This window comes from Bacillus sp. JS (assembly GCF_000259365.1).
GTDB classification, from domain to species: Bacteria; Bacillota; Bacilli; order Bacillales; family Bacillaceae; genus Bacillus; species Bacillus stercoris.
The window spans coordinates 632,448-657,500 of record NC_017743.1 but is presented as its reverse complement, the minus strand read 5'-3'; the positions used below and the strand labels follow the sequence as shown (position 1 = coordinate 657,500).

At 44.2% G+C, this 25,053-nt stretch carries 22 protein-coding genes, 2 tRNA genes, 2 rRNA genes, 2 pseudogenes and 1 riboswitch (1 of these 29 cut by a window edge); of the genes and pseudogenes, 9 read left to right on the top strand and 19 right to left on the bottom strand.

The window, feature by feature from the left end:
• The 4 genes from MY9_RS03425 to MY9_RS03410 form a co-directional block, all read right to left on the bottom strand.
• Positions 1-762 (bottom strand): 23S ribosomal RNA (locus MY9_RS03425); it reaches 2,166 nt to the left of the window's first position.
• Positions 763-932: 170 nt separating this feature from the next.
• A 16S ribosomal RNA gene (locus MY9_RS03420) occupies positions 933-2,482 on the bottom strand.
• The 16S and 23S rRNA genes sit together here with 2 tRNA genes alongside, the layout of an rRNA operon.
• A gap of 96 nt (positions 2,483-2,578) precedes the next feature.
• Positions 2,579-2,652: transfer RNA gene (locus MY9_RS03415), tRNA-Gly, on the bottom strand.
• Positions 2,653-2,666: 14 nt separating this feature from the next.
• Positions 2,667-2,743 (bottom strand) — tRNA-Arg (locus MY9_RS03410).
• A 288-nt stretch (positions 2,744-3,031) separates the two neighbouring features.
• On the opposite strand from MY9_RS03410, the pseudogene MY9_RS21035 reads away from it, so the two are divergent.
• Positions 3,032-3,350: pseudogene (locus tag MY9_RS21035) on the top strand (manganese catalase family protein); the annotation flags it as partial.
• Between the two features lie 53 nt (positions 3,351-3,403).
• Here the strand turns inward: MY9_RS21035 and gmuG are convergent.
• The 8 genes from gmuG to MY9_RS03370 form a co-directional block, all read right to left on the bottom strand.
• Positions 3,404-4,492 (bottom strand): mannan endo-1,4-beta-mannosidase, encoded by a 1,089-nt coding sequence (gmuG, locus tag MY9_RS03405; RefSeq protein WP_014663002.1) that lies wholly within the window; start codon positions 4,490-4,492, stop codon positions 3,404-3,406.
• An 18-nt stretch (positions 4,493-4,510) separates the two neighbouring features.
• Positions 4,511-5,458, bottom strand: a complete 948-nt coding sequence (gene manA / locus MY9_RS03400; protein ID WP_014663001.1) for a mannose-6-phosphate isomerase, class I — start codon at positions 5,456-5,458, stop codon at positions 4,511-4,513.
• On the bottom strand, positions 5,455-6,354 hold the full coding sequence (gene gmuE / locus MY9_RS03395; RefSeq protein WP_014663000.1) for a fructokinase GmuE: 900 nt from the start codon (positions 6,352-6,354) through the stop codon (positions 5,455-5,457). Before gmuE ends, manA begins: the two co-directional genes overlap by 4 nt.
• 28 nt (positions 6,355-6,382) lie before the next feature.
• On the bottom strand, positions 6,383-7,096 hold the full coding sequence (gene gmuR / locus MY9_RS03390) for a transcriptional regulator GmuR (RefSeq protein ID WP_014662999.1): 714 nt from the start codon (positions 7,094-7,096) through the stop codon (positions 6,383-6,385).
• A 146-nt stretch (positions 7,097-7,242) separates the two neighbouring features.
• The gene (gene gmuD, locus MY9_RS03385; RefSeq protein WP_014662998.1) at positions 7,243-8,640 is read right to left on the bottom strand and encodes a 6-phospho-beta-glucosidase GmuD; all 1,398 of its coding nucleotides are present in this window, start codon (positions 8,638-8,640) and stop codon (positions 7,243-7,245) included.
• 17 nt (positions 8,641-8,657) lie between these two features.
• A complete protein-coding gene (gene celB / locus MY9_RS03380; RefSeq protein ID WP_014662997.1) occupies positions 8,658-9,986 on the bottom strand; it encodes a PTS cellobiose transporter subunit IIC in 1,329 nt (442 codons plus the stop codon).
• A gap of 18 nt (positions 9,987-10,004) precedes the next feature.
• A complete protein-coding gene (locus tag MY9_RS03375) occupies positions 10,005-10,337 on the bottom strand; it encodes a PTS lactose/cellobiose transporter subunit IIA (protein ID WP_014662996.1) in 333 nt (110 codons plus the stop codon).
• Complete coding sequence (locus tag MY9_RS03370; RefSeq protein WP_014475989.1) at positions 10,337-10,648, bottom strand: PTS sugar transporter subunit IIB; 312 nt, start codon at positions 10,646-10,648, stop codon at positions 10,337-10,339. The genes MY9_RS03375 and MY9_RS03370 overlap by 1 nt, the downstream gene beginning before the upstream one ends.
• A gap of 175 nt (positions 10,649-10,823) precedes the next feature.
• A riboswitch (purine riboswitch) is annotated at positions 10,824-10,923 on the top strand.
• Between the two features lie 55 nt (positions 10,924-10,978).
• Here MY9_RS03370 and pbuE point away from each other — a divergent pair.
• Positions 10,979-12,145: a purine transporter PbuE gene (gene pbuE, locus MY9_RS03365; RefSeq protein WP_014662995.1), complete on the top strand. Its 1,167-nt coding sequence runs from the start codon at positions 10,979-10,981 to the stop codon at positions 12,143-12,145.
• Positions 12,146-12,158: 13 nt separating this feature from the next.
• On the opposite strand, the gene MY9_RS03360 is transcribed toward pbuE, so the two are convergent.
• The gene (locus tag MY9_RS03360; RefSeq protein ID WP_081483596.1) at positions 12,159-12,770 is read right to left on the bottom strand and encodes a YdhK family protein; all 612 of its coding nucleotides are present in this window, start codon (positions 12,768-12,770) and stop codon (positions 12,159-12,161) included.
• A gap of 146 nt (positions 12,771-12,916) precedes the next feature.
• A complete protein-coding gene (locus MY9_RS03355) occupies positions 12,917-13,894 on the bottom strand; it encodes an HD domain-containing protein (RefSeq protein WP_014662992.1) in 978 nt (325 codons plus the stop codon).
• A gap of 81 nt (positions 13,895-13,975) precedes the next feature.
• On the opposite strand from MY9_RS03355, the gene MY9_RS03350 reads away from it, so the two are divergent.
• Entirely contained in the window at positions 13,976-14,455 is a 480-nt protein-coding gene (locus MY9_RS03350; RefSeq protein WP_014662991.1) for a GNAT family N-acetyltransferase, read from the top strand.
• Positions 14,456-14,472: 17 nt separating this feature from the next.
• Entirely contained in the window at positions 14,473-14,958 is a 486-nt protein-coding gene (locus MY9_RS03345; RefSeq protein ID WP_014662990.1) for a YdhH/YoaO family protein, read from the top strand.
• Positions 14,959-15,051: 93 nt separating this feature from the next.
• Here MY9_RS03345 and MY9_RS03340 read toward each other — a convergent pair whose 3' ends face one another.
• Positions 15,052-15,423 (bottom strand): iron chaperone, encoded by a 372-nt coding sequence (locus MY9_RS03340; protein WP_014662989.1) that lies wholly within the window; start codon positions 15,421-15,423, stop codon positions 15,052-15,054.
• 267 nt (positions 15,424-15,690) lie between these two features.
• On the opposite strand from MY9_RS03340, the gene phoB reads away from it, so the two are divergent.
• Together phoB and MY9_RS03330 are read left to right on the top strand one after the other, a co-directional pair.
• Positions 15,691-17,079: an alkaline phosphatase PhoB gene (gene phoB, locus MY9_RS03335; protein ID WP_014662988.1), complete on the top strand. Its 1,389-nt coding sequence runs from the start codon at positions 15,691-15,693 to the stop codon at positions 17,077-17,079.
• A gap of 65 nt (positions 17,080-17,144) precedes the next feature.
• Positions 17,145-17,855 (top strand): membrane lipoprotein lipid attachment site-containing protein, encoded by a 711-nt coding sequence (locus tag MY9_RS03330; RefSeq protein ID WP_014662987.1) that lies wholly within the window; start codon positions 17,145-17,147, stop codon positions 17,853-17,855.
• 38 nt (positions 17,856-17,893) lie between these two features.
• Here MY9_RS03330 and MY9_RS03325 read toward each other — a convergent pair whose 3' ends face one another.
• The 3 genes from MY9_RS03325 to MY9_RS03315 all read right to left on the bottom strand — a co-directional run bounded on the left by MY9_RS03325 (position 17,894) and on the right by MY9_RS03315 (position 21,304).
• Positions 17,894-19,081, bottom strand: coding sequence for a macrolide family glycosyltransferase (locus tag MY9_RS03325; protein ID WP_014662986.1), 1,188 nt, complete (start codon positions 19,079-19,081; stop codon positions 17,894-17,896).
• Between the two features lie 160 nt (positions 19,082-19,241).
• Complete coding sequence (locus MY9_RS03320; RefSeq protein WP_014662985.1) at positions 19,242-20,504, bottom strand: glycoside hydrolase family 18 protein; 1,263 nt, start codon at positions 20,502-20,504, stop codon at positions 19,242-19,244.
• 125 nt (positions 20,505-20,629) lie between these two features.
• Complete coding sequence (locus tag MY9_RS03315) at positions 20,630-21,304, bottom strand: GntR family transcriptional regulator (protein ID WP_003234129.1); 675 nt, start codon at positions 21,302-21,304, stop codon at positions 20,630-20,632.
• 246 nt (positions 21,305-21,550) lie between these two features.
• Between MY9_RS03315 and MY9_RS03310 the strand changes: the two genes are divergently transcribed.
• Positions 21,551-22,288 (top strand): sulfite exporter TauE/SafE family protein, encoded by a 738-nt coding sequence (locus MY9_RS03310; RefSeq protein ID WP_014662984.1) that lies wholly within the window; start codon positions 21,551-21,553, stop codon positions 22,286-22,288.
• A gap of 35 nt (positions 22,289-22,323) precedes the next feature.
• Here MY9_RS03310 and MY9_RS03305 read toward each other — a convergent pair whose 3' ends face one another.
• A complete protein-coding gene (locus MY9_RS03305) occupies positions 22,324-23,532 on the bottom strand; it encodes an MFS transporter (RefSeq protein ID WP_014662983.1) in 1,209 nt (402 codons plus the stop codon).
• 310 nt (positions 23,533-23,842) lie between these two features.
• Between MY9_RS03305 and MY9_RS03300 the strand changes: the two are divergent.
• A pseudogene (locus MY9_RS03300) lies at positions 23,843-24,336 on the top strand (MarR family transcriptional regulator).
• Positions 24,337-24,351: 15 nt separating this feature from the next.
• A complete protein-coding gene (locus tag MY9_RS03295) occupies positions 24,352-24,981 on the top strand; it encodes a nitroreductase family protein (protein WP_014662981.1) in 630 nt (209 codons plus the stop codon).
• Positions 24,982-25,053 lie beyond the last annotated feature (72 nt).

Here is a 25,053-nt window from a genome sequence, read left to right as displayed (position 1 = left end):
TACCTGAACTTCACCCTGGACATGGGTAGATCACCTGGTTTCGGGTCTACGACCACGTACTCATGCGCCCTATTCAGACTCGCTTTCGCTGCGGCTCCGCATCTTCTGCTTAACCTTGCACGGGATCGTAACTCGCCGGTTCATTCTACAAAAGGCACGCCATCACCCGTTAACGGGCTCTGACTACTTGTAGGCACACGGTTTCAGGATCTCTTTCACTCCCCTTCCGGGGTGCTTTTCACCTTTCCCTCACGGTACTGGTTCACTATCGGTCACTAGGGAGTATTTAGCCTTGGGAGATGGTCCTCCCGGATTCCGACGGAATTTCACGTGTTCCGCCGTACTCAGGATCCACTCAGGAGAGAACGAAGTTTTGACTACAGGGCTGTTACCTCCTATGGCGGGCCTTTCCAGACCTCTTCATCTACCTCGTTCCTTTGTAACTCCGTACAGAGTGTCCTACAACCCCAAGAGGCAAGCCTCTTGGTTTGGGCTAATCCCGTTTCGCTCGCCGCTACTCAGGGAATCGCATTTGCTTTCTCTTCCTCCGGGTACTTAGATGTTTCAGTTCCCCGGGTCTGCCTTCTCATATCCTATGAATTCAGATATGGATACCACTCCATTACGAGTGGTGGGTTTCCCCATTCGGAAATCTCCGGATCAAAGCTTGCTTACAGCTCCCCGAAGCATATCGGTGTTCGTCCCGTCCTTCATCGGCTCCTAGTGCCAAGGCATCCACCGTGCGCCCTTTCTAACTTAACCGTTAAAAAGAATCACTATGTGATATCTTGTATTACTAATTGAATGTGATGTCTACTGTTATCTAGTTTTCAAAGAACACGTTTCGAAGGAATGATCCTTCAAAACTAAACAAGACAGGGAACGTTCTGTTTATAAGACCCAAGGTCTTATATTCCGTATAATATCCTTAGAAAGGAGGTGATCCAGCCGCACCTTCCGATACGGCTACCTTGTTACGACTTCACCCCAATCATCTGTCCCACCTTCGGCGGCTGGCTCCTAAAAGGTTACCTCACCGACTTCGGGTGTTACAAACTCTCGTGGTGTGACGGGCGGTGTGTACAAGGCCCGGGAACGTATTCACCGCGGCATGCTGATCCGCGATTACTAGCGATTCCAGCTTCACGCAGTCGAGTTGCAGACTGCGATCCGAACTGAGAACAGATTTGTGGGATTGGCTTAACCTCGCGGTTTCGCTGCCCTTTGTTCTGTCCATTGTAGCACGTGTGTAGCCCAGGTCATAAGGGGCATGATGATTTGACGTCATCCCCACCTTCCTCCGGTTTGTCACCGGCAGTCACCTTAGAGTGCCCAACTGAATGCTGGCAACTAAGATCAAGGGTTGCGCTCGTTGCGGGACTTAACCCAACATCTCACGACACGAGCTGACGACAACCATGCACCACCTGTCACTCTGCCCCCGAAGGGGACGTCCTATCTCTAGGATTGTCAGAGGATGTCAAGACCTGGTAAGGTTCTTCGCGTTGCTTCGAATTAAACCACATGCTCCACCGCTTGTGCGGGCCCCCGTCAATTCCTTTGAGTTTCAGTCTTGCGACCGTACTCCCCAGGCGGAGTGCTTAATGCGTTAGCTGCAGCACTAAGGGGCGGAAACCCCCTAACACTTAGCACTCATCGTTTACGGCGTGGACTACCAGGGTATCTAATCCTGTTCGCTCCCCACGCTTTCGCTCCTCAGCGTCAGTTACAGACCAGAGAGTCGCCTTCGCCACTGGTGTTCCTCCACATCTCTACGCATTTCACCGCTACACGTGGAATTCCACTCTCCTCTTCTGCACTCAAGTTCCCCAGTTTCCAATGACCCTCCCCGGTTGAGCCGGGGGCTTTCACATCAGACTTAAGAAACCGCCTGCGAGCCCTTTACGCCCAATAATTCCGGACAACGCTTGCCACCTACGTATTACCGCGGCTGCTGGCACGTAGTTAGCCGTGGCTTTCTGGTTAGGTACCGTCAAGGTACCGCCCTATTCGAACGGTACTTGTTCTTCCCTAACAACAGAGCTTTACGATCCGAAAACCTTCATCACTCACGCGGCGTTGCTCCGTCAGACTTTCGTCCATTGCGGAAGATTCCCTACTGCTGCCTCCCGTAGGAGTCTGGGCCGTGTCTCAGTCCCAGTGTGGCCGATCACCCTCTCAGGTCGGCTACGCATCGTCGCCTTGGTGAGCCATTACCTCACCAACTAGCTAATGCGCCGCGGGTCCATCTGTAAGTGGTAGCCGAAGCCACCTTTTATGTTTGAACCATGCGGTTCAAACAAGCATCCGGTATTAGCCCCGGTTTCCCGGAGTTATCCCAGTCTTACAGGCAGGTTACCCACGTGTTACTCACCCGTCCGCCGCTAACATCAGGGAGCAAGCTCCCATCTGTCCGCTCGACTTGCATGTATTAGGCACGCCGCCAGCGTTCGTCCTGAGCCAGGATCAAACTCTCCGATAAAGTAGTTTGACTGACTACGCACATCGCTGTGCGATTTATAAAAATGAATTAACAGGTACGTTTTGTCTTGTTTAGTTTTCAAAGATCATTCAATAATGGAGCGGGTGATGAGAATCGAACTCACGACATCAGCTTGGAAGGCTGAGGTTTTACCACTAAACTACACCCGCGTGATATCTTATATTGGCGCGCCCGAGAGGAGTCGAACCCCTAACCTTTTGATCCGTAGTCAAACGCTCTATCCAATTGAGCTACGGGCGCTTATCAAGCGACTTAACTATCATACTATCATTCGTTGTTGAAGTCAAGAAGTTTTTTTAAAAATGTTTTTCGAATCTTTTTCAATTCGACTTTTCTTATTATACACATTTTAAAATTCTTGTAAACACCTTAGAAAAACTTTTTTGTTTTTCGTTTTGTTTCACGCTGTTCATCAGCGACGTTTAATAATATACCATGCCTGTTTTATTTGGTCAATACTTTTCCTGTATTTTTTATTTTCTTCTTTCACGCCTTTGTTTTGTATATATTTTATCTCATCTTACAAACAATATTAGATGGGTGTATAACAACGGAAACTTAATTACTGACCTGTTGGATAACTTGCTTCTTGAGTCGACAGGCGTACTGCCAAAAACAAGGATTTATGAAATGAGCTCTAATCAGACGTTTCGGGAAACACTTGCTTTTTTGATTGTACACAGAATGTATTTGCGAAAGCGATCGAGACATTGGGTGTTGAGTTGGCGAAGCTCTCCCCTGTTCCAAATTATGATATTAACAGTGCAAAGAGTATGTTGAATTAGGCTACCATGATGCACAGTTTACCTTCAGGTTCGATGAAACGAGAATCGGCGAAATCTATCAGCGGGAAGGTGCTCAATGAAACTTCTTGAGCACCTTCTAATTTGTGAAAATCATTCATTCAACGATTGGCGTTAAAGAATCGCCATTCCATATTTCTCCCTTATTGAGCGTCCAGCTGTCATGATATAAAGCTGAAGCACCTTTGTTTACTGCTGGGCTCCATTCATCATTCCATGCGAGAAAGTAAATGGTTTTAGGATATTTTTGTTTTATTGCATTGATGAATAGGCTGTAATCGAAGCTGCCGTTTGCTGTTTGCGGGCCCACTTCTGTAAAAGCAAATGGTTTATTAAGCGCCATTAGCTGGTCATATCCATTTATCGAATAGGCGTCTTGGAAATACGCATCTAGTCCGACAATATCCACGTAAGACGCACCAGGGTAAAAATCGGTTTTGAAATCTCGATTGGCGTCGGGGGAGTAAACCCAAAGCAAATGATCAAGTCCTCTTGTGTCGGTCATATAATGATAGATTTTCTTGTAGAGCTGTTTATATAGAGAGATTCTTTCATTATCCTTTTGATTATATGATGTAAGTCCCCACCAAAACCATTCACCGTTCATTTCATGCAGCGGCCTGAATAGAACTGGCACACCTTGGTTCTCCAGCTCTTGAAGTCCGTCAGCAATTTTGCTGAGCATGGCATTTAGCCGCTTCCCTTCTACTGTTGAAGAGTCTAGTATTTTTTTATACTGATCATTTGTAATCGGTGTTTTAAAATGCCCTGACTGAAAAGCAGGGTTCGCCAGGTGCAAACTGATTTGCGGAATTCCGCCATTTTTCCAATACGAAATTAAATCGCTGTTGCAGCTTACATCTATTGAATCTTCAATATTTGCTGTTTCAAGCCACCCTCTGGCATAATCACAGCCGTATATAGCAGGCGATTGCCCGGCGGCGCTTCGGATTCTATCAGCCTCAGCCATAGAAAATGTGTCATGACTGTAACCTCCGAACGCGCCAGAAAGAACTCTGTTTTCCGTTCGGTTCGGCAGATGAGCAAGCCAATTCATCACTGCTTTTGTTGTCTGCTGTGCGTTAGGATTTACAGGAGACACAGTATGCGCTTCAATTGGTTTTGCTAAAACAGCAGACGCAAGCAAAAATAAAATGAGCAAAGAGATCGTATATTTCTTAACCACATCCAACTCCTCCATTCATTAAGGGTGAGATATCATGAATTCACATGTTCCTTCTATTGAAAATTCGCCAAAATGCGCAGGCAGAATAAAGTGTGAGCCTGCAGTGCATTTATACTGAATACCATTATTGATGATTCGTCCTGATCCGCTCAGAACACTCCCAAGCAAATAGGTTTGATGAGAAGGAAAAGAAGCTCGGCCGCTAATCTTCCATTTGTACACTGAGAAATAATCTGATTGCACATAAACAGTGATCTCCGCGTTACCAGCTTCTTTCACTTCAGGTGTATGCGCTTTATCAATATGCGGTATCGTTATGACTTCCATAGCTTTTTCTATATGAAGAGATCTTTTTTCGCCCTGGTCATTACAGCGGTCATAATCGTATACGCGATACGTTGTATCAGAGTTTTGCTGGATTTCAAGGACGAGGGTTCCCTCACATAAAGCATGGAGTGTACCGCTTGGCACATAAAAGAAATCTCCGGGCTTAATTTTGATTCTCCTCAGCAGCCCGTTCCAATCACCGCTTTCAATTCGCTGTTTGAACTCTTCCCTTGTGCTTGCGTGATGTCCCAAAATCAGTTCGGCGTCATCTTTGCAATCCATGATATACCAGCACTCTGTTTTACCAAGATCACCGTTTTCGTGCAGCTTTGCATAATCATCATCAGGATGGACTTGCACGGAGAGATCCATATTTGCATCAAGCAGCTTTACCAAAAGCGGAAACACCTTACCATCCGGAAACCCGAAGAACTCCGGATGATCTTGCCATACTTGATCAAGTGTCTTTCCTGCCAGCGGACCGCTTTTTACAACCGACGGACCATGAGCATGTGCAGAAACGGCCCAGCATTCACCTGTTTTTTCTGAGGGTATTGCGTAGCCGAAAGCATCGTAAAGCTTTGTTCCCCCCCATATTCTTTCTTTAAAGACAGGCTCTAAAAATATAGGATGCTTCATGATCGCACCTCCCCGGATGCTGATTCTGCTTGCAAGGCCTGTTGCGCTAAAACCAGCGTGCCGATGATTCCTGCGTTACTGCCTAAATGAGGAGGGACAATATAACCACTAATACTTTCTGATAATTCAGAAAAATTAAAGTAGCTGTTCATGATCTTCGGTACATATTGATAGATATAAGGAAACACTTGTTTCTGTTGCATGACGCCGCCGCCAAGAATGATTTTTTTAGGTGCAAGGATCAAAATATACTGAGCCAGCGCTTGGGCAATATAGTACCCTTCCAGTTCCCAGACTTGGGTTAGATCTGATAAATCAGCAGCTTTTTTTCCCCAGCGGGCTTCGATAGCGGGGCCTGAAGCTAAGCCTTCAAAGCAATCTCCATGATAAGGGCACTTCCCTTGGTATATGTCATCCGGGTGCCTCCGGATATAAATATGGCCCATTTCTGGGTGTGACAGCCCCTGAAGGAGCCTCCCCTCTACAATAGCCCCCGCGCCTATGCCAGTTCCAATCGTTATATACAGGCAGCTGTCGAGCCCCTTCGCTTCACCGAAAAGGAATTCACCCAGCGCTGCAGCGTTAACATCCGTACTAAACCCGACTGGGATTTTCAATTCGTTCTTAACGGTTTGCAAAAAGGGATAGTGTCTCCAGCCCGCTTTCGGCGTGGCCGTAATGCAGCCGTATGTTTGACTGGTTTTATCGTTATCAACAGGACCAAAGGAGCCGATGCCGATTGCCTGTAATGAAAATTGGCGAAAATATTGAATCACTTTCTCTATCGTTTCATCCGGCATCTTTGTGGGGAATTCTATCCTGTCAATGATCGTTCCATCTTCTCTGCCGACAGCACAAACAAACTTTGTGCCGCCTGCTTCAATACCGCCAAGCATGCAGATGGCCTCCTTGTTGTCTCCGCAATCAGCGCCGTATGTTTACAGAAGTCACAACAAACTTGTCATGCCGATGACGTGAAAAGGAATATTCAAATGGAATCCCGGTATCTAAGAAGCCCACATGTTCCACTTCAAGAATTGGATCATCCTGTTTGCAGCCCAGATGCTGCTGGTCAATATGATCAGATTTGCAGGCTCTGATTTTCCGATGCGTTCCGGCGATTTTGAGCTGCAGCACATTTGTAATATGATTGTAGATCGAATCATGAAGGACATCGTCATTAATGCCTGGGATTAAATGCGTCGGCATATATGTTTTTTCCAGTACATAGGGTTCACCTTCTACAATCCGCAGCCGAACGACATAATAAACCGGTGTTTTCTGATCAATAGACAAATGGGCGGCCACTTCCTCAGTGGGAAATTGCACTTCAAACTGAATGACCTTGCTTTTGATTTTTTTATCTTTCAGCAAGTTGGTCAATCCGAGAATCTCATTGCTGACTACATGGACATGGTCATCCTGTATTGCAGATTGAATAATAAACGTGCCATGGCCGCGTTTTCTGAACAGCAGGCCCTCGGCAACTAAATTATCCAAGGCTCTCTTCATCGTCATACGGCTTGAGTTAAATTCTTTTGCAAGAGATACTTCATCAGGAATGGGCTGATCGATCGGATATACGTTATTTTTAATTCTTTTTCTCATTTCATTTGCAATGATTTCGTATTTATTCATTGGATCCTCCGGCAGCTGTTAGAGTCTGATATCACATAAGCTTTTACGGATATCATAAGTTCTTTTCCCTATTTCATCAATGTTGCGGCTGTTCGTCATCTCTATTCATCATGATGATTACCGGAAGATCTTGACCTTAAGAAAATCTAGAAACCGTTTTGCTCAGCAACCGTTTTGAACCATTTTCCGCTCTTTTTGACGGTTCTTTCTCCGCCTTTCTCGAGATTGACTGATACAAACCCATATCGGTTTTTATAGGCATTTGTCCAAGACCAGTTGTCCATGAACGTCCATAAGTGATAGCCCTTTACGTTCGATCCTTCCTGCATGGCGCGGTGAATCCATTTAAGGTGCTCTTTTATAAATTCAATCCGGTAATCATCCTGAATCATGCCTTGTTCATCTCTGAAGCGCTCTTCGCCTTCAACTCCCATGCCGTTTTCAGAGATAAAACACTCGATGTTCCCGTAGTTTTCTTTTAAATTGACCAAAATATCATAAACGCCTTTTTCATAGATCTCCCAGCCCCGATGCGGATTCATTTTGCGGCCCGGCATGACGTAAGGATCAAAATACCTGTCCGGCAAAAAAGGAGCGTCGGGATTCGGAAGATGTTCTTTTGCTTTCACACGTCTCGGCTGGTAATAATTCACTCCCAACAGGTCAACCGTGTTCTTTTTAATGATGTCAAGATCTTCAGGGTTGTAATCAGGCATAAAGCCTTCATTCTTCAAAATGTCAACCAGCTCTTTCGGAAACTCGCCTTTGACAGATGGGTCTAAAAAGGATCTGTTAAAAAACGCGTCTGCGATTTCCCCGGCTTTCACATCCGCCGGATGGCTGCTTCTCGGGTATGATGGGGTCAAATTTAAAATGATGCCGATTTTTCCGTCCTGTTCCATCTCCCTGTAAGCCTGAATCGCGCGGGCACTTGACAGCATCGTATGAAATCCGACCTGGACAGCCTCTTTAAAGTCGACCTTGTTTGGATAATGAAAATCATATAAGTAGCCGCCTTCTACGGGAACGATTGGTTCATTATGCGTGAACCACTTTTTCACTCTGCCGCCAAACAAACGGAAGCACGTTCTTGCATAGTTTTCATAAGCGTCAACCGTCTCTCTGTTTACCCAGCCGCCGATTTTTTGAAGCGCCATCGGCATATCGAAATGAAACAAATTGACAAAAGGTTCAATTCCGTTAGCGATCAACTCATCAATGACATTGTTATAGAAATTTACGGCTTTATCGTTGATCTCGCCTGTTCCGTCTGGTATGAAACGCGACCAGGAAATCGACATCCGGAACGAGTTGTGGCCAAGCTCCTTCATCAGCCTGATATCTTCTTTATAATTGTCGTAAAATTGGGATGTGGCTGCTGGTCCGACATGGTCAAAAAAACGATGCGGTTCTTTCTCAAACCAATAATCCCATATATTCTGCCCTTTTCCGTCTCTGTCGGCGGCACCCTCCGTTTGTGTTGCTGAAGCGGATGATCCCCACCAAAAATCTTTCGGAAAACGATATTGTTCTGTTTGTGCCAAGTCTCTCTCCCCTTATGTCACATTTTAATGCTGTTATCATTTTGCTGAGCAGCTGTTTCCTGCACAGCCTGTTCTTTTTCTTTTGCCAGATTTAATTTATCCATTGCTTTTAGGAACGGAAACCAAATCACGAAGACAATCAGCAGATTGATAAGCTGCATCACGCCCCCCATGATCGAGTTCGTCGCCATGATGCCATTAATGAATAATGGAACCGTCCACGGCACCGTTACACCAGTCGGAGGCGGAACGAGCCCCGCTGACATGGCCAGATAGGTGACGAGCGTAACAACCATCGGCGCCAGCACCCAAGGCACAATGATGATCGGATTCATGACAATCGGAAGCCCGAAGATAATCGGTTCGTTTACGTTAAAAATACCGGGAGCGAGGCCAAGTTTTGATACTTGCTTCATCTGCCTGCTTTTCATGAAGATGAGAATGGTAAACACAATCGCAAGCGTCATCCCCGTTCCGCCCATCCCTACTGTATAAATCTCCATAAACGGTTTTGAAATAATATGAGGAATTTCTTTTCCCGCCGTGTAAGCAGAAAGGTTTTCTACCTGCAATGTATTCCAAATCGGGTCCATTACGGAGTTGATAATGATCTGTCCATGCAGTCCGAAAAACCAAAGAATTTGAATGAAAAACACGGCAATCAGCGTCGGAATGATACCGCTTCCAAGTCCGACAAGCGGAGCCTGAATCGCGTGATAAATGACGTCGTGCATATTTGTTTTGAAAAACAGAGTCACCATTACGTTAATCAGCAAAAATACGGTCAATGTGATAAAAGCCGGAATAAGTGCGGCAAATGATTTTGCTACAGCAGGCGGAACGCCGGCTGGCATTTTGATCGTCAGATTTTTCTGAACAATCCTTCTGTAGATTTCACTAGAAAGAAATGCCGTAATCATGCCAAGAAACATCCCTTTTGCACCGAGACGGTCGACAGGGATAACGCCTGTAATGGCATCTCCTGTTTCCGGCTGAACGATAAATGGCGTTAAGAGCAAAAAGGAAACCAAAGCGATCGCTCCGCCAAATACAGCTTCGACCTGATAGCTTTTTGACAGGTAATAGCCTATCCCGAACACAACAAAGACAGACATAATGCCCATAGTCGCCGTGGAGGCAATGCCGAAATGAGACTGAAACGATGTAAGCATTGTGGTGTTCATGATTTTGTTTAGAAACGGCAAATTCGTTAACACGACAAAAATGGACCCGAATATCGTCAGCGGGAAAGCCAGCATAAATGCATCACGCAGCACTTGCAAATAGCGGTTATTGTTTAACCTCCCTGCAATTGGAACAAGGAATTGGCTGATTTTCTCGAACACCCTATCCACCCCGATTATTTATAGATTCTTGGTTTTAAAGAGATCAAGCATCTCTTTCACTAATTCTTTCATGGATAACGTTGACATCAGATGATCCTCTGCATGCATAAGCAGCAATGAGAAAGCTGCTGCTTCTCCGCCGGATTCCTTCTGTATCATTTGAAAGTGAATGTCATGGGCCGCGGATAAATCCTGCTCCGCCTTGGCAATGAGGACATCCGCCTCGTCCTTGTTCCCTTCTTTATAGGCGCGCAGTGATTGTATGATGCAGCTGCGGGCATTTCCGCTGTGCAGGATTAGCTGAAAACTGATTTGCTCGTCTGTTAAATTCGTGATTTTTATCTGTTCCATTATTGATTCACCATTAAGGACAATGCCTGCTCATACGCTTTTTTCCCATCTGCCATTCCGTAGGCCATCATGTCAATAACTTCAACTCGAATGTTGTATTGATCCGCCTCTTTTTGGAGTTCGCTTTTCAGAAAGCTCATTTGCGGACCAATCAAAACGGCATCCGCTTTTCTCATGTCTTCTTTTGCCTTATCTTGGCCAACAGCCCAAATCTCTGCTTCCTCACCGATAGACTGTGCGTATTCCTTCATTTTTGTCACCAATAAACTGGTAGACATTCCTGAACTGCACGCAAGTAATATTTTTTTCAACTGCTATCCCCCCTGTATTTAAAACGCTTACATGGATTATTATAGTCATTTAATTTTAAATGTCTATACTTTTATAAAATAAATATAATCATATTTTTGTACGGTTCATCGTTTTGTAAATTTTTCTATGGAAGATTCATTCATAATGTGTTACACTCATCAACGGAAACGAATCAATTAAATAGCTATTATCACTTGTATAACCTCAATAATATGGTTTGAGGGTGTCTACCAGGAACCGTAAAATCCTGATTACAAAATTTGTTTATGACATTTTTTGTAATCAGGATTTTTTTTATTTATCAAAACATTTAAGTAAAGGAGTTTGTTATGAATTTCAAAGTTTTCCTGCTTGCAGCTTCTACGATTGCAGTCGGATTGGTTGAGTTAATTGTGGGAGGGATTCTTCCTCAGATCGCAAATGATTTAGACATTTCCATTGTTTCAGCCGGACAGCTGATCAGTGTATTTGCGCTGGGATATGCAGTATCTGGGCCTTTGCTTTTGGCATTGACTGCGAAGGTTGAGCGGAAGCGCTTATATTTAATTGCTTTATTTGTTTTCTTCCTTAGCAATCTTGTCGCCTACTTCAGCCCTAATTTTGCAACACTGATGGTATCCAGGGTATTGGCGGCGATGAGTACAGGGCTGATTGTTGTACTTTCTTTAACGATTGCCCCGAAAATTGTAGCGCCTGAATACAGAGCCCGCGCAATCGGAATTATTTTTATGGGATTCAGCTCCGCGATCGCATTGGGCGTGCCGCTCGGAATCTTAATCAGCGATTCTTTCGGATGGCGGATTTTGTTCCTTGGCATCGGCCTGTTGGCGCTGGTCTCCATGCTGATTATTTCAATCTTCTTTGAAAGAATACCAGCAGAGAAAATGATTCCTTTCCGGGAACAGCTCAAGACGGTTGGCAATCTGAAAATCGCGAGTTCACATCTCGTCACGATGTTTACATTGGCTGGGCATTATACACTATACGCCTACTTCGCTCCGTTTTTAGAAGAAACTCTTCATCTGAGTTCTTTCTGGGTCAGCATTTGTTATTTCCTTTTCGGGATATCCGCTGTATGCGGAGGCCCTTTCGGAGGAGCGCTTTCAGACCGGCTTGGTTCCTTTAAGAGCATTTTGCTGGTAACCGGTTCCTTTGCCATCATTATGTTCTTACTGCCGCTGTCTACATCGTCTATGATTTTCTTTTTGCCTGTCATGGTCATTTGGGGTCTTCTGAGCTGGAGCCTCGCCCCCGCTCAGCAAAGCTATTTAATTGAAATTGCACCAGATTCCTCTGACATTCAGCAAAGCTTTAACACATCTGCCCTCCAAGTCGGAATTGCCCTTGGCTCAGCCATTGGCGGTGTTGTTTTGGATCAGACGGGTACTGTGGTGTCAACGGCATGGTGCGGCGGATCGATTGTGATCATCGCTGTCCTGTTTGCTTTCATTTCTTTAACAAGACCTGTTCAGACAGCAAAAAAATCCTCCTTGTAAAAGGAGGATTTTTTTATGATTTAGCTGAAAGCTCATCTTCGGTGACCCATTTGTGGTTTTTCACTTTTTCGCCGCTTGTTGTCGATGTATAGTCAACCATGTATACAGTTGTTTTTTCCGCGGAGTCGATCTCAGCTGTTGCTCCTTTCATGCCTTTCATATGAGAAGCCTCTAAAATCGCCTGATCTCCGGGTTGTAACGTTTTATCTCCGGCATCTTTGATTTCTTCTTGGATGACCCATTTGTGATGATCCACGCGCTGTCCCCCGTTTGTCGGAGTATAAGAGACAACATACGCCGTTGTATCGTAGGCGCCTGTCACTGTGGCTTCGGCACCTTTCATGCCTTTCATATGAGAAGCCTTGATGATTACCTGGCTTCCTACTTTGTATTTTGGATTTTTAGATTCCTGTAATCCCTCTGGAATGTCAGCTGATCCGGAATGGTCCATCTCTTCATGTGTTGAGGAATTGTCATGTGTGCTTTGTTTCGTACTGTTATTGTTGCCGCATGCTGATAAAACAAAAACAAGAGATAACATCAGAATTCCCAGTGCATTTTTAGAGATTTTCATGTTCATTCTCCTTTGCTTCATTTTTTTACTGTAACTTTTGCCCGCAGACAATGAAAAATAACATGCCCTCTCGATAATACTATACCCCCGAATGGTATGTAAATACGCTGATGTTCTCATAAAACGTTCCCGCAGTTTGTCCTATTCCCCTTTGTTTGCAAAGCCAAACATGAAAAAAAGCCGCTGTCAGGCGGCAATTACTGATTTAAAATTTTGATATACACACCTTTTTTTGCTTTTTGATAGGCTGCCTCACCCATTTTCCTCACCTGTTCAGAAGCATCTGAGGATTTGATCCATTTGTCATCGTGAAAAATGGATGGGTCGATAAGACGCATTTTCTTCTTTTGATGGAAATCGTACTGGATGTCATCTTCTATTACTTGTATGCCTGGTTGAATGGATGTAAGCAAGCTCAGAACTTCTTCATTTTTTGATGACCACAGGATGTTCAGTACCTCTTGATCCGTTTTCAGCAGATCCTTTGCGGATATGACATGATGCCGCAGCGCTGCTTTCAACGCTCGCGCTAAATATTCATATCCATATACATTCACGGGATCTAAAAAGAAATCAATCACTTCTTTGTAATACACACCGACAAACCATTCGGCGGCTTCGATACCGTCCGGAAACATCCTTCCGTCTCTCACAATAAGATGATCCAAAAAGGTTTGCGCTTCGTGCAGACTAATGTGCCCATATCGGTACATATCACGCAGCGTATAGTCTATCCGATCAGCACACAGCTCCGGTGCAGGCTGTTCGAGCAACGTCCATTTTGAATCGTCAAATAAAAGTTCTTCGCTTTGATAGCCGTATTTTTGTAAAATGTCCGGGATTTCAGAGTGAACAATAACTTGTTGATAGATGTTTTCATGATAGTCTTCGGCTTGAGTTTCAAAAACAATGTCGGCCACATGCGAAAAAGCCGTGTGTGATACATCATGGAGCAGGCCTGCAATCTGCTCTTCTATCGTTCCTCCGAGCTTTTTGATGAGGAGCATCACGCCGATGGAGTGCTCATACCTGGTCACATTCCACTTTCGATTGACTAAAAAGCTTGCTCCGCCTTGATAGATTCCTTTTAATCTTTGCATCGGAGCGCTTTTGATAAGTTCTTCCAGCACTCCGTCTATATGGTGTTGCCCGTAAATAACATCGTTGATTTCCATGCCGTCACCTCAACGTCTATTTTCTTAGTGTTCATTTTATTGTATATATTGATCGTATACTTTCAATAGAGGAGTGTTACGATGATCATCATCCCAAACAATGAGATAGCGAAACAGATGTTGACCGATTTTTTTGCCAAGCATTGGGGTACACCCGAGATGGCGATTTCCAGCGGCATTTTTCGGTGTGATGAAATAGATGGATTTGCCGCCGTATATGAGAGCGGCGAAATCATTGGCTGCATTACATACACACTAGATGGGAAAGACTGTGAAATTATTTCATTAGATAGTATGATTGAAAATAAAGGAATCGGCACAGCTTTACTTCAGCAGGTTGAAGCGACAGCTAAGCATGCACATTGTCAGCGAATAAAGCTTATCACAACAAATGATAATGTACATGCGATGGCGTTTTATCAAAAGAGAGGCTATCAATTCGCTGCAGTGTTTCCAAACGCAGTTGAAAAAGCGCGGAGACTCAAGCCGGCGATTCCCGTGATAGCTGAAAACGGCATTTTGATTCGGGATGAAATTCTTTTGTTGAAGGTAATAGATTAAACGAATAGGAGTCTTTTATGTCCAGTCATTATAAATACCCTCTCATTTTCACGGCATTTCTACTCATCGCTTTCTGCCTAATCTTTTTTTCCTATCGCCTGATTCATCATGTGCGTTTGGAGTATCCGAATTGGCAGGGAGAAAGCAAAGATCAGAATTGGGAAGCTGTTTTCAAAAAAAATGAAGATGCACCGAATGAATACAGCGGCGAACTTTATTGGATCGGCGATACAAATGAAACAGCCGACACTTATTTGGAATCACTGATTGTAAAAAAGGATAATGAGGTTCTGCTGAATTCTAACACAGAAATTCCAATGCGTGACTATTCCGGTGGCACTTTTCGTGATGGAAGCGCAAAAGAAAAGTCTGTTTCTTTTTTAGAGCGGTTAGATGAACATGAGCTTGAAGGCCATGATATAACCATTGAAGTGAAATGGAAGCAAGGCGATCATTATTCTGCGAGTCAGCTTACGCTCCATGAAAAGACCTTGTTTGAGTAAAAGCAGCAATAGATGATCAAAATTAAAAAAAAGACAAATGAAAAGACGTAGCATATTTTAAACAGCTAATATGTTATGCCTTTTCTACTTTTTTCATTTCCGCCAAAAAGTGGAGCAGTCCGCCTTATCCCGAATATTAAACTCAATCATTTTCTCAAGTAGCGTGTAATCAACTGGACCGTTCCAGGGGATACGTATTAGCTGCTCGGTGTGGTCATATCCGGCCTTCACAATATCATCCTTTACGTGCGCTATCGTTACTTTTTCTGGAGCGACAGCTAAATGCTTTTTAGAAACACTAAAACCAATAATAAATGTACCGTGATCCGTAAACATCGGTTGGTTCCATTTTATTTCTGTATGTAAATTTGGATATTTATTTATTATCCAAGTCAACACCTCTTCGGTTCTTTCGCGGTGGAGCGGGTCATCAATCCCTTCTATATACTCAGAAAAAACATCCATATTGTTCCCTCCTAAATAAATGATGCCGTTCAGAGAAGTTCTATGCGACTATAGCAGATTTCAGTTTACCTACCCACGGCCAGTATCTCCAATTTATTCTTTAGTACTATCTCTCTTTCCTTCTAAAACTTCTCATAAAAGAAGAACCATTCTTTTGATAGCAGATTCTTGTAAACCCAATCTTTAAAATCGATTAATACCAGCTTAACAGTTTAAAAATATAATTGGGTTGTCATTGAGATTTAACCATTTTAGGAGGTTATCCAGTTGAAAAAATTCCCGAAGAAATTACTGCCTATCGCAGTTCTATCATCGATTGCGTTCAGCAGCTTAGCCGGCGGCAGTGTGCCTGAAGCCAGCGCCCAGGAAAAGAAAAAGGGGAACCAAGACGAAATTAAGAATGTTATTGTTCTGATTGGTGATGGTATGGGTGTGTCTTATACGTCTGCTTATCGATACTTAAAGGATAATAAAAAGACAAAAGCTGTGGAGCCTACTGCTTTTGATCAGTATCTTGTCGGCCAGCAAACAACTTACCCCGATGATCCAGAACAAAATGTAACGGATTCTGCAGCGGCGGCAACGGCTATGTCTGCGGGAATTAAAACATATAATAGTGCTATAGCCGTGGATAACGACGGGTCAGAGGCCAAAACGGTGCTTGAAGCTGCGAAAGAAAAAGGAAAAGCAACAGGACTTGTGGCTACTTCAGAAATTACACACGCCACTCCGGCCTCTTTCGGGTCACACGACCACAGCCGAAAAAATATGAACTCAATTGCGGATGATTATTTTGATGAGATGGTCAACGGCAAGCACAAAATTGATGTCCTTCTAGGCGGAGGAAAGAGCAATTTTGACCGTAAGGACCGTAATTTGATCAAGGAATTCAAAAAAGCGGGATACAGCTACGTGGATAACCGTAAGGACATGCTGAAAAACAAAGACAGCCAAGTTCTCGGTCTATTCGCTGACGGCGGCCTGCCTAAAAAGATTGACCGGACGAAGGATATTCCATCACTTAAAGATATGACAAACACAGCCATTAAAAAATTAAACAAGGATAAAGACGGATTCTTCCTCATGGTGGAAGGCAGCCAAATTGACTGGGCGGGCCATGACAATGATATCGTCGGCGCCATGAGCGAGATGGAAGACTTCGAACAAGCTTATAAGGCGGCTATTGATTTCGCCAAAAAAGACAAGCACACATTGGTTGTCGCAACGGCTGACCACTCAACCGGCGGATATTCCATCGGTGCGGACGGCATCTACAATTGGTTCAGTGAACCCATTAAAGCCGCAAAGCGCACACCAGACTTTATGGCAGAAAAGATCGCTGACGGCGCGGATGTTGGAAAAACTTTGAAAACCTATATCAATCAAAAGAAATTGGCTTTAACAAAAGCCGAAATTCAATCTGTCGAAGAAGCAGCAAAATCGAAGGAAGTGCTGGATATCGATAACGCAATCGAGAACATTTTTAATAAACGCTCTCACACTGGATGGACAACAGGCGGACATACCGGTGAAGATGTTCCCGTCTATGCATACGGTCCGTCTAGTGAGACATTTGCCGGCCAAATCGACAATACAGAAATCGCCAAAAATGTCTTCAAGGCTTTACAATACAACATTAAGATTAACGATAAGTAAAAGAATACAAGATATCCCGTTGCTTGTATGAAGTAACGGGATTTCTTTTTAATGGAGGAATCATCATGAGAAGAATTCTTTCAATTTTGGTTTTTGCCATCATGCTTGCAGGCTGCTCATCAAACGCCAGTACTGAAAAACAGCATGCAGGCGGGGAGAAAACAGTAAAAGCTGAGCCGCAAAGCACTTCATCCCAGAAGGACAGCACAGATAATTATCAACCTAATTCCCAGGTAACTGATGACCGGTCATTGCTTAAGGTCGGCCAAACGTTTTCAGATGATAAAGGAAAAGCTGTCTTAAAAGATATCAAACAAGTGAACAAAACCTATAAGATTGGCGACGTGGAGTTAACAGTAAAAGAAATGAAGCTGATCCACTTGCGCCCGGACTACAGCATGATTGATTACTTTCATGAGTTAACACATGATGAAGAGTTTGATTTCGTTAAAGTTTTCGTTGATATCAAGAACACCTCTTCAAAAAAAGTAAATGTTGCGCCGATTGCCTTGATGAAAACAAATACGGGTGAAACCTTTGATTGGAACAAAGATATTTATCTTGAAGAGTTAAACGGCGAATTGGAAGGCGGCGCCGAAAAGTCCGGAAATCTCGGCTTTATTGTGAACGCATCAAGCGGCCATGCTCATGATAAGGCCGCGGATGCTGAGAAGAAAACAAAAGAGATCAAGTGGATCGAAATCACGACAAGTGACGTCTTTGACCATAACCATAAGAAAATCAGCGATGCTCAAAAAATCAAAATCAAGTTTTAAATCAAGAACTCCCGTACAAGGTACGGGAGTTCTTTTTCTTATTTGTTTTTTTGGCGAATCAATTCATCAATCCGCTCCATCACTTCTTCCATCTCCATGCACTCTTTGAAGCTTTGATTGATTTTTTTAATGCCTGCCGTATACTGATCGTTGTGTAAAACCTCATCTACAGCCTGTTTTAATAGTTGGACATTGACTTCATCTTTAGAGACGACATAGCCTGCTTGGAGTTCAGAGAGACGCTGCGCCACCATCGGCTGGTCCTTGTCATGAGGCATGACAACCAGTGGCACGCTGAAATGAATCCCTTCGTTTACGCTGTTCATTCCGCCGTGTGTAATGAAAACATCCGATTGCTCCAGCACTTCCAGCTGAGGGACATACGGAGCAATGATAAAGTTTTCCGGGGCCTGCTTTAATTTGGTCAAGTTCGCTTTTTCTCCAGCAGCGATGACGACTTTTCCGTTAAAGGCGGAAAATGCATCGATACAAAGGTTGAAGAATTCCTCTGTATGATCCAGTACAGTCCCCATTGAAATATAAATGACCTTTTCATCTTTTAACTGTTCTATCGGGAAATCTGTTTTTTCCGCTCTCTTTGGAAAGCTTGGGCCGATAAACAGACACTCGTCCCCGAAACGATCACTTTCCGGCTGAAAATAACGGCTTGTATACACTACGTTCAATTCCCCTTTATTGTTCATGAATTGAACCAGGTTTTTCGGGGCAACACCGTACGTTTCTTTCATTTTTGCCAAAAGGTCTTCGCACTCTTGATCCAATTCAAGCGGCGCTCCAGACTCCGGATGCAGCGGCAGGATTTTCAGATGCTCCTCGCCAAACAGGAAAGACGCCGATGAAGAGACTCCTGGAATATCTAAGTAATCCCTCACCAATTCCCCCGCGCCGAATTTATCATAATAAACAAAATCAAATTGAATGCTCTTAGATAAATCTTTGACAATCTGTAAAATGTCCAATGACGTTTTGATATGGATTTTGACGAATTCAAGAATGCCATTGGGCGAACCGACATGAATAGGTGTTGTTCTCAGCAGATCCCTGTGAAGATGGACAGTTGCTCCCGCTGCTTCTAAACGTTTTTTATATTTTTCAGTGGAGATATAATGGACATCATATCCCTTATCGGAAAACGCTTTTGTAATGCCTAAGGTAGGATTCACATGGCCTTCCGCAGGAAAATTCAAAATCAATACTGTCTTCATGTAGACAACTCCCTCTCAAATCGTATTCTGAATCTTTGTTTGATCAGACTACTACTAATCGTAAGATGGGAACGCACCCCCATGCAAGGGACAAATGAATGAACTATTCTGCTGCTCTGGACGTAATCAAAAAAAGACACCCCAGCTGCGGTGTCTTTTTTTACACTTTTCTGATCGTAAAAAATTTCCGCAGAAGCCATGGGCCCGGTGTAAAGCCCAGCGTTAACTGCCAAGCGCCAATAGCCTGCAGTCTGTATTCGCGGACGATCTGCATCTTCCTGCTCATGCTTCTGACATCCTCAAACCATACCTCATGCGTGCGCCCCTGCTGATCACTGTACCGGAAAAATGGTGATTGATATTCGGTAGAATATTGTATCGGGGCTTGGTACCTCATCGCTCTTTCGATTGCATTTTGATTTGAAATCGCTGAAGCAACTGTACCCGGCTGGTACGGGATGATCCAGTCGTACCCGTAGAGCGGGACTCCGATAATGATTTTTCTGCTCGGCACCTGTGCAATCGTAAACTCAATGGTTCTCCTTATTTCAGTAATCGGCGCTACAGGGCCCGGCTCACTTCCCGCATGATGCCAATCATAAGCCATGATAAACATATAATTGACAACCGATCCTATCCCCCCGTAATCGTAGCCTCTCAGCCATGGAATATTATCGCTTGTTTTTGCCGGAACAGCTATCGTCAGCACATACCCTCCCGCCTGAAGGCGATCTCTCAGCTGGCGCAAAAAGCCAGTGAAAAGATCGCGGTCCGCGGCGCTCACCTGTTCAAAATCGATTGTGACACCCCCATATCCCCTTGTAGAAACTAAGTTATAAATGTTGTTGACCAGATTGGTTCTCGCTGTCGGATTGTTCAGCACTTGGTGAACAATTTCCGTACTGAAGCCTCCTGATGTAAGGTTCGTTATTGTTGCCAGCGGCGTGACTCGCCTTTGCCAAGTTGTCTCGATAGCAGCCGCATCATTTAATTGGTTTGCAATATCGCCGTTAGGTGCAATACGATATTCAAAAATCGAAATTGAAGACGAGTATGGCGCATAATCATTGATTAGCTCCCGATCAAGGTCAGGATTTCGGAGCACGTAAAAACTTAATGTTCCCGCAATGTAATTTGAGATCGAAGGAATCGTTATTTTTGATCCCGCTTGTAAAGCATTTGGGCTGATGCCCGGATTGGCTGCCCGCAGGCGCTCTAATGGAACAAGCGCTTTTGCCGCAATGGTTGTAAGCGTGTCTCCCGGCTGGACTGTATATACATAAAGAGGGATAAGCAGAGCCTGCCCCGGCACGATATTCGTTTCATCTAAACCATTCACACCACTTATTTGATCAACAGAAGCACCGTATCTTCTGCCTATCGAAAACAAAGAATCACCAGGCCCGACGATATGGATAAACATGTTTAACCCCCATTATTCGTTAGTCAAACCATCATAAAATCTTATTAACGGGGCCGCTTAGATATGTGGTGAATGCATAAAAAAATACCAAGGGTTCTGCTTCCCCTTGGTACCGGATCATACAATCAATTCTCTTTTCCTTCTTCAAGCACATGCTTCAAATGCTCACAGTCATGATTGAAATGAGCCAGCACATGCTGTTTGGCTGCTTCTTTGTTTTTCTTTTTCACTTCTTCAAATATCCTGCGGTGCTCACGTAGTATCGTTTCTGCACGATGGTCGCCGGTATAATTAAGGATTCTGCAAAAGTGAATCAGATCATTTACATGCTCAAGCAAATTTTTCAAATGCCGGTTATGGCTGAAATCAACAAGCAGCTCATGAAATTTTTGGTTTAAACGAATGATTTCCGTATCTTCCGTGCCGTTGTGAATCGCTTTCTCTGTTTCTTCAAGCTGCTTTTCAAGTATGGTCAGCTCTTCTTCATCCGCTTCGTCTATGACCAATTCAACTGCCAGCTGCTCCAGCGGAATTCTGATTTTATAAATCTCATCTACATCTTTTGCCGTTAATGACGTGATCGAAAAGCCATTTCGGTCATCCGCTTTTAACAAACCATCTTTCTCAAGCAATCGCATGGCTTCCCTTATCGGAGAGCGGCTGACGCCAAAGCTTTTGGCCAGCTGTGTTTCGTTTATCCGTTCCCCAGGCTTAAAAGTCCCGTTAAAGATCATTTTTTTCAGCTGATTATAAAATTGCAGGTAGTAGGGAGTCGGCTTATCTAATTTAAAATCGTCCATATATAATACCTCTTCTGAATATATTCAAGGGCTTTTCTTCATCAAAATCATATAACAGATGGTAATGGGAAGCAACAAACTGCCTTGTCAGATCCCAGAATTTGAGGTACGATATGTTTGCTGAACGACGGTCGACGGACTACTGACAACTAGAAAACCGGCGTGTTTTTTCGTCAATAGGACACGATACCTCCGCCAGAATAGCGCACGATTACATTTTTACATCTTTTCAATGGAGGAAAAAATATGCTCATTATTCTTGTTATGTTTCTTCTCGGAATTATTTTAGGCTTTATTGGCGCCGGTGGAGCGGGCTTTGTCATTGCTCTTTTAACACTGCTTTTTCATATCCCGATCCATACGGCTTTAGGCACTTCTCTCGCCGGCATGGCTTTCACCAGCTTATCAGGGGCATACAGCCACTATCGTGAAGGCAACATCCAAATGAAAATCGGCTTAATAGTCGGAAGCTTTGCTGCGGTTGGCTCATTTTTCGGCGCCAAGCTGACATCTTTTATTCCGGCTGATTTGCTTCATTATTTGACGGCTGGAATGTTATTTTTATCAGCGATTCTTATTTTAATCAGATTATTTATTTTAAAAGAGAAGGCTCAAATGAATCAAAGCACTCTTTCAACGTATACGAGAGCGGTTATCTTAGGAATTGCAGCAGGTGTACTTTCCGGAACATTCGGCATTGGGTCGGCACCTTTTATTCAAATCGGGTTAATGATTATGCTGAATCTGTCCATCCGCCATTCTGTCGGAACGACGATGCTTGTGATCATCCCTCTGGCTGTTGGTGGAGGCATCGGATATATCACCGAAGGTTTCGTCGATTATGTATTGCTGATTAAAGTTCTGGTCGGAACAATGTGCGGTGCCTATGTAGGCGCCAAATTCACCAACCTCATGCCAAAGGTGGTTTTGAAATCAGCCATCTTTTTGACTCCGGCGATTGCGGGTCTGCTCTTGTTATTCTAAATAAAACAAAAAACCTGACGTCATGTCAGGTTTTTTTATGAATTCTGCCCTACTCGTTCTTTCGTCAATCCAAAAAACGCCAGTGAGCCGATGACAGCTGTCACAAACATAATCGCTCCCATCGGAACGGCTGTTGTCTCATTAATGCCAACAAGCGGTGACACAATCGAACCGAGGAGCAGCGGAAGCATTCCAAGCAGTGCACTTGCACTTCCGGCGCGGTGCCCCTGCTTTTCCATGGCCAGCGTGAACGTGCTGGTCAGAACCATGCCGATCGTAATCATGTAAATGAAAATGGATATGACTAATGTGGCAAGAGGACCGTGAATGATGGTCATGGTTAATAGCACAGCCGTCGCAATCATAGCCGTAATGACCGCCATGCGAAGCAGGCTTTTTTCGTGAATGATTCCGCCGAAGCGCCCGATGATAAAGCTGCCTGATATAATGGCCAGGCCGTTAATGCCGAAAAGGATACTAAATACCTGCGGAGACACCCCGTAGATATCCTGGTATACAAAAGGCGTACCGGACACATATGCAAAGCTTCCTCCGTGAATAAACCCGACAGTTAACGCGTACCCCATAAAGGACCGATCCTTCAGCAGGCTGCCCATCGTTTTGACGGATGTTCCGATTGAGCTTGGAATCCGTTTTTCCGGCGGAAGCGTTTCTTTTAACCTCAATGCAATCAGAAGAACCAGCAAAAATCCAATGATCATTAGGACATGAAAAATTGTATGCCACGTTGCGAACGGCAAAAGCAAAATGGCACCGCCTGTCATAGGCGCAACCATCGGCGCCACGGCGGTAATCACCATGAGCAGCGAGAAAAATTTAGAAAGCTCTCTTCCGGTAAACACATCACGGACGATTGCGCGAGACAGGACAAGCCCTGCGGAAGCAGTGAATCCCTGTAAAAAACGCGCTGCCACTAAAGTTGTAATATTGGGCGATAGTGCACAAAACAGAGCGGATAACGCAAATAAAAAAATACAGATTAATAGCGGTTTTCGTCTTCCCTGCGCATCACTGACCGGCCCGACAATCAGCTGGCCGATCGTAAGTCCGACCAGACAGGCTGTTAAACTTAACTGAACAAGTGAAGCACTCGCTGATAAATCTTCCGCGATTTCAGGAAAACTTGGCAAATACATATCTATATTAAGCGGGCCCAATATAGCAAGCATGCCGAGCAGAAACGCCAGTGCCAAGCGTTCTTTTCCAGTTGGATTGTGCTGCATGTTATCAAACCTTCCCTTCAACCTAATCCCTTATATAATGGATGTCAGCTCCAATAATGGATTGAAGCTGTGAAACATTTGTATATTGTATCATAACTTTCAACCTATGAAAGCCGCTTGAGTACTGGCTCGGCAAAGCGATATTCCAAACACCTCAAAAGGGAATGGGCCGGGGAATCATCGTGATCAGCGCCATCTGAAGAAACGGCCAGCTTTTTTTGCTAAGCTCTAGCCTAGCGAGTTTTATATACTGGAAATTTTTAAAAAAACGCATATGACTTGCAAGATGGAATCAATCGTTGTATATTAATTGACGAGTCAATCATTGATACATCAATTAATAATTTTGACAGAAAGAAGGGATGGGTTTTGGCGTCATTTTGTTCAGAGGAAGCCGAGATTTTATATCAGCTGCAAGGCGTGAACAAGGTGATTGGTGTGAAGTTCGAGGCATGCACGGGCATCAGCCAATCTCGTTTGGAATTGCTGACATTGCTTTATCATGCAGATGAGATCAGTCAAAGCGACCTTCAAAAGAAAGTAAATATCGATAGCGCAGCCGTTACCAGACATCTGAAACAGCTGGAAGCCAAAGGCATGGTGTCAAGACGGCGCAAGCCTGAGGACAATCGCATCACCCTTGTTCGGCTTACAGATCAGGGAAGAGAGCGAATCGAGTCTTCTAAGAAAGAAAAGGAGCGTTTCATGAAGGAAATGCTCGCAAATGTAAGCGCAGAAGAGCGCCGCCTGCTCATTGATGTGCTGGGGCGCATGCGGAACAACATAAACAATATTGAAGCATAAGAGGAGTGTATCAACATGATCAAAACAAACGATTTTATGGAAATTATGAAAGGCCGCCGTTCGATTCGCAACTATGATCCGACAGTGAAAATCAGCAAAGAAGAGATGACAGAAATCTTAGAGGAAGCAACAACTGCGCCATCTTCTGTTAACGCGCAGCCATGGCGTTTTCTTGTCATTGACAGCCCGGAAGGAAAAGAAAAGCTCGCACCGCTCGCAAGCTTTAACCAAACACAAGTCACAACATCATCTGCTGTCATCGCTGTATTTGCAGACATGAACAATGATGACTACTTAGAAGAAATCTATTCTAAAGCCGTTGAACTCGGTTATATGCCGCAGGAGGTCAAAGACAGACAAATCGCCGCGCTGACCGCTCATTTTGAAAAGCTTCCGGCACAGGTGAACCGCGAAACAATCCTGATTGACGGAGGTCTGGTTTCCATGCAGCTGATGCTGACTGCACGCGCGCACGGCTACGATACAAACCCGATCGGCGGATACGATAAAGAAAACATCGCGGAAACCTTCGGATTGGATAAAGAACGTTATGTACCGGTCATGCTGCTTTCTATCGGAAAAGCAGCAGACGAAGGCTATGCTTCCTACCGCCTGCCGATTGATACAATTGCAGAATGGAAATAAAACAAAGAGCCCAGGAATGTTTTCCGGGCTCTTTAATTTTAAGTATAGCCGCCGTTCGATCGTCTGACCTTT

Excerpts from the sequence above, each read along its gene's own strand:
- manA (WP_014663001.1), bottom strand. The coding sequence starts at position 5,458 with ATGAAGCATCCTATATTTTTAGAGCCTGTCTTTAAAGAAAGAATATGG.
- gmuE (WP_014663000.1), bottom strand. The coding sequence starts at position 6,354 with ATGCTTGGCGGTATTGAAGCAGGCGGCACAAAGTTTGTTTGTGCTGTC.
- gmuR (WP_014662999.1), bottom strand. The coding sequence starts at position 7,096 with ATGAATAAATACGAAATCATTGCAAATGAAATGAGAAAAAGAATTAAA.
- MY9_RS03375 (WP_014662996.1), bottom strand. The coding sequence starts at position 10,337 with ATGGAACAGATAAAAATCACGAATTTAACAGACGAGCAAATCAGTTTT.
- pbuE (WP_014662995.1), top strand. The coding sequence starts at position 10,979 with ATGAATTTCAAAGTTTTCCTGCTTGCAGCTTCTACGATTGCAGTCGGA.
- MY9_RS03355 (WP_014662992.1), bottom strand. The coding sequence starts at position 13,894 with ATGGAAATCAACGATGTTATTTACGGGCAACACCATATAGACGGAGTG.
- MY9_RS03350 (WP_014662991.1), top strand. The coding sequence starts at position 13,976 with ATGATCATCATCCCAAACAATGAGATAGCGAAACAGATGTTGACCGAT.
- MY9_RS03345 (WP_014662990.1), top strand. The coding sequence starts at position 14,473 with ATGTCCAGTCATTATAAATACCCTCTCATTTTCACGGCATTTCTACTC.
- MY9_RS03340 (WP_014662989.1), bottom strand. The coding sequence starts at position 15,423 with ATGGATGTTTTTTCTGAGTATATAGAAGGGATTGATGACCCGCTCCAC.
- MY9_RS03330 (WP_014662987.1), top strand. The coding sequence starts at position 17,145 with ATGAGAAGAATTCTTTCAATTTTGGTTTTTGCCATCATGCTTGCAGGC.
- MY9_RS03325 (WP_014662986.1), bottom strand. The coding sequence starts at position 19,081 with ATGAAGACAGTATTGATTTTGAATTTTCCTGCGGAAGGCCATGTGAAT.
- MY9_RS03320 (WP_014662985.1), bottom strand. The coding sequence starts at position 20,504 with ATGTTTATCCATATCGTCGGGCCTGGTGATTCTTTGTTTTCGATAGGC.
- MY9_RS03315 (WP_003234129.1), bottom strand. The coding sequence starts at position 21,304 with ATGGACGATTTTAAATTAGATAAGCCGACTCCCTACTACCTGCAATTT.
- MY9_RS03310 (WP_014662984.1), top strand. The coding sequence starts at position 21,551 with ATGCTCATTATTCTTGTTATGTTTCTTCTCGGAATTATTTTAGGCTTT.
- MY9_RS03305 (WP_014662983.1), bottom strand. The coding sequence starts at position 23,532 with ATGCAGCACAATCCAACTGGAAAAGAACGCTTGGCACTGGCGTTTCTG.
- MY9_RS03295 (WP_014662981.1), top strand. The coding sequence starts at position 24,352 with ATGATCAAAACAAACGATTTTATGGAAATTATGAAAGGCCGCCGTTCG.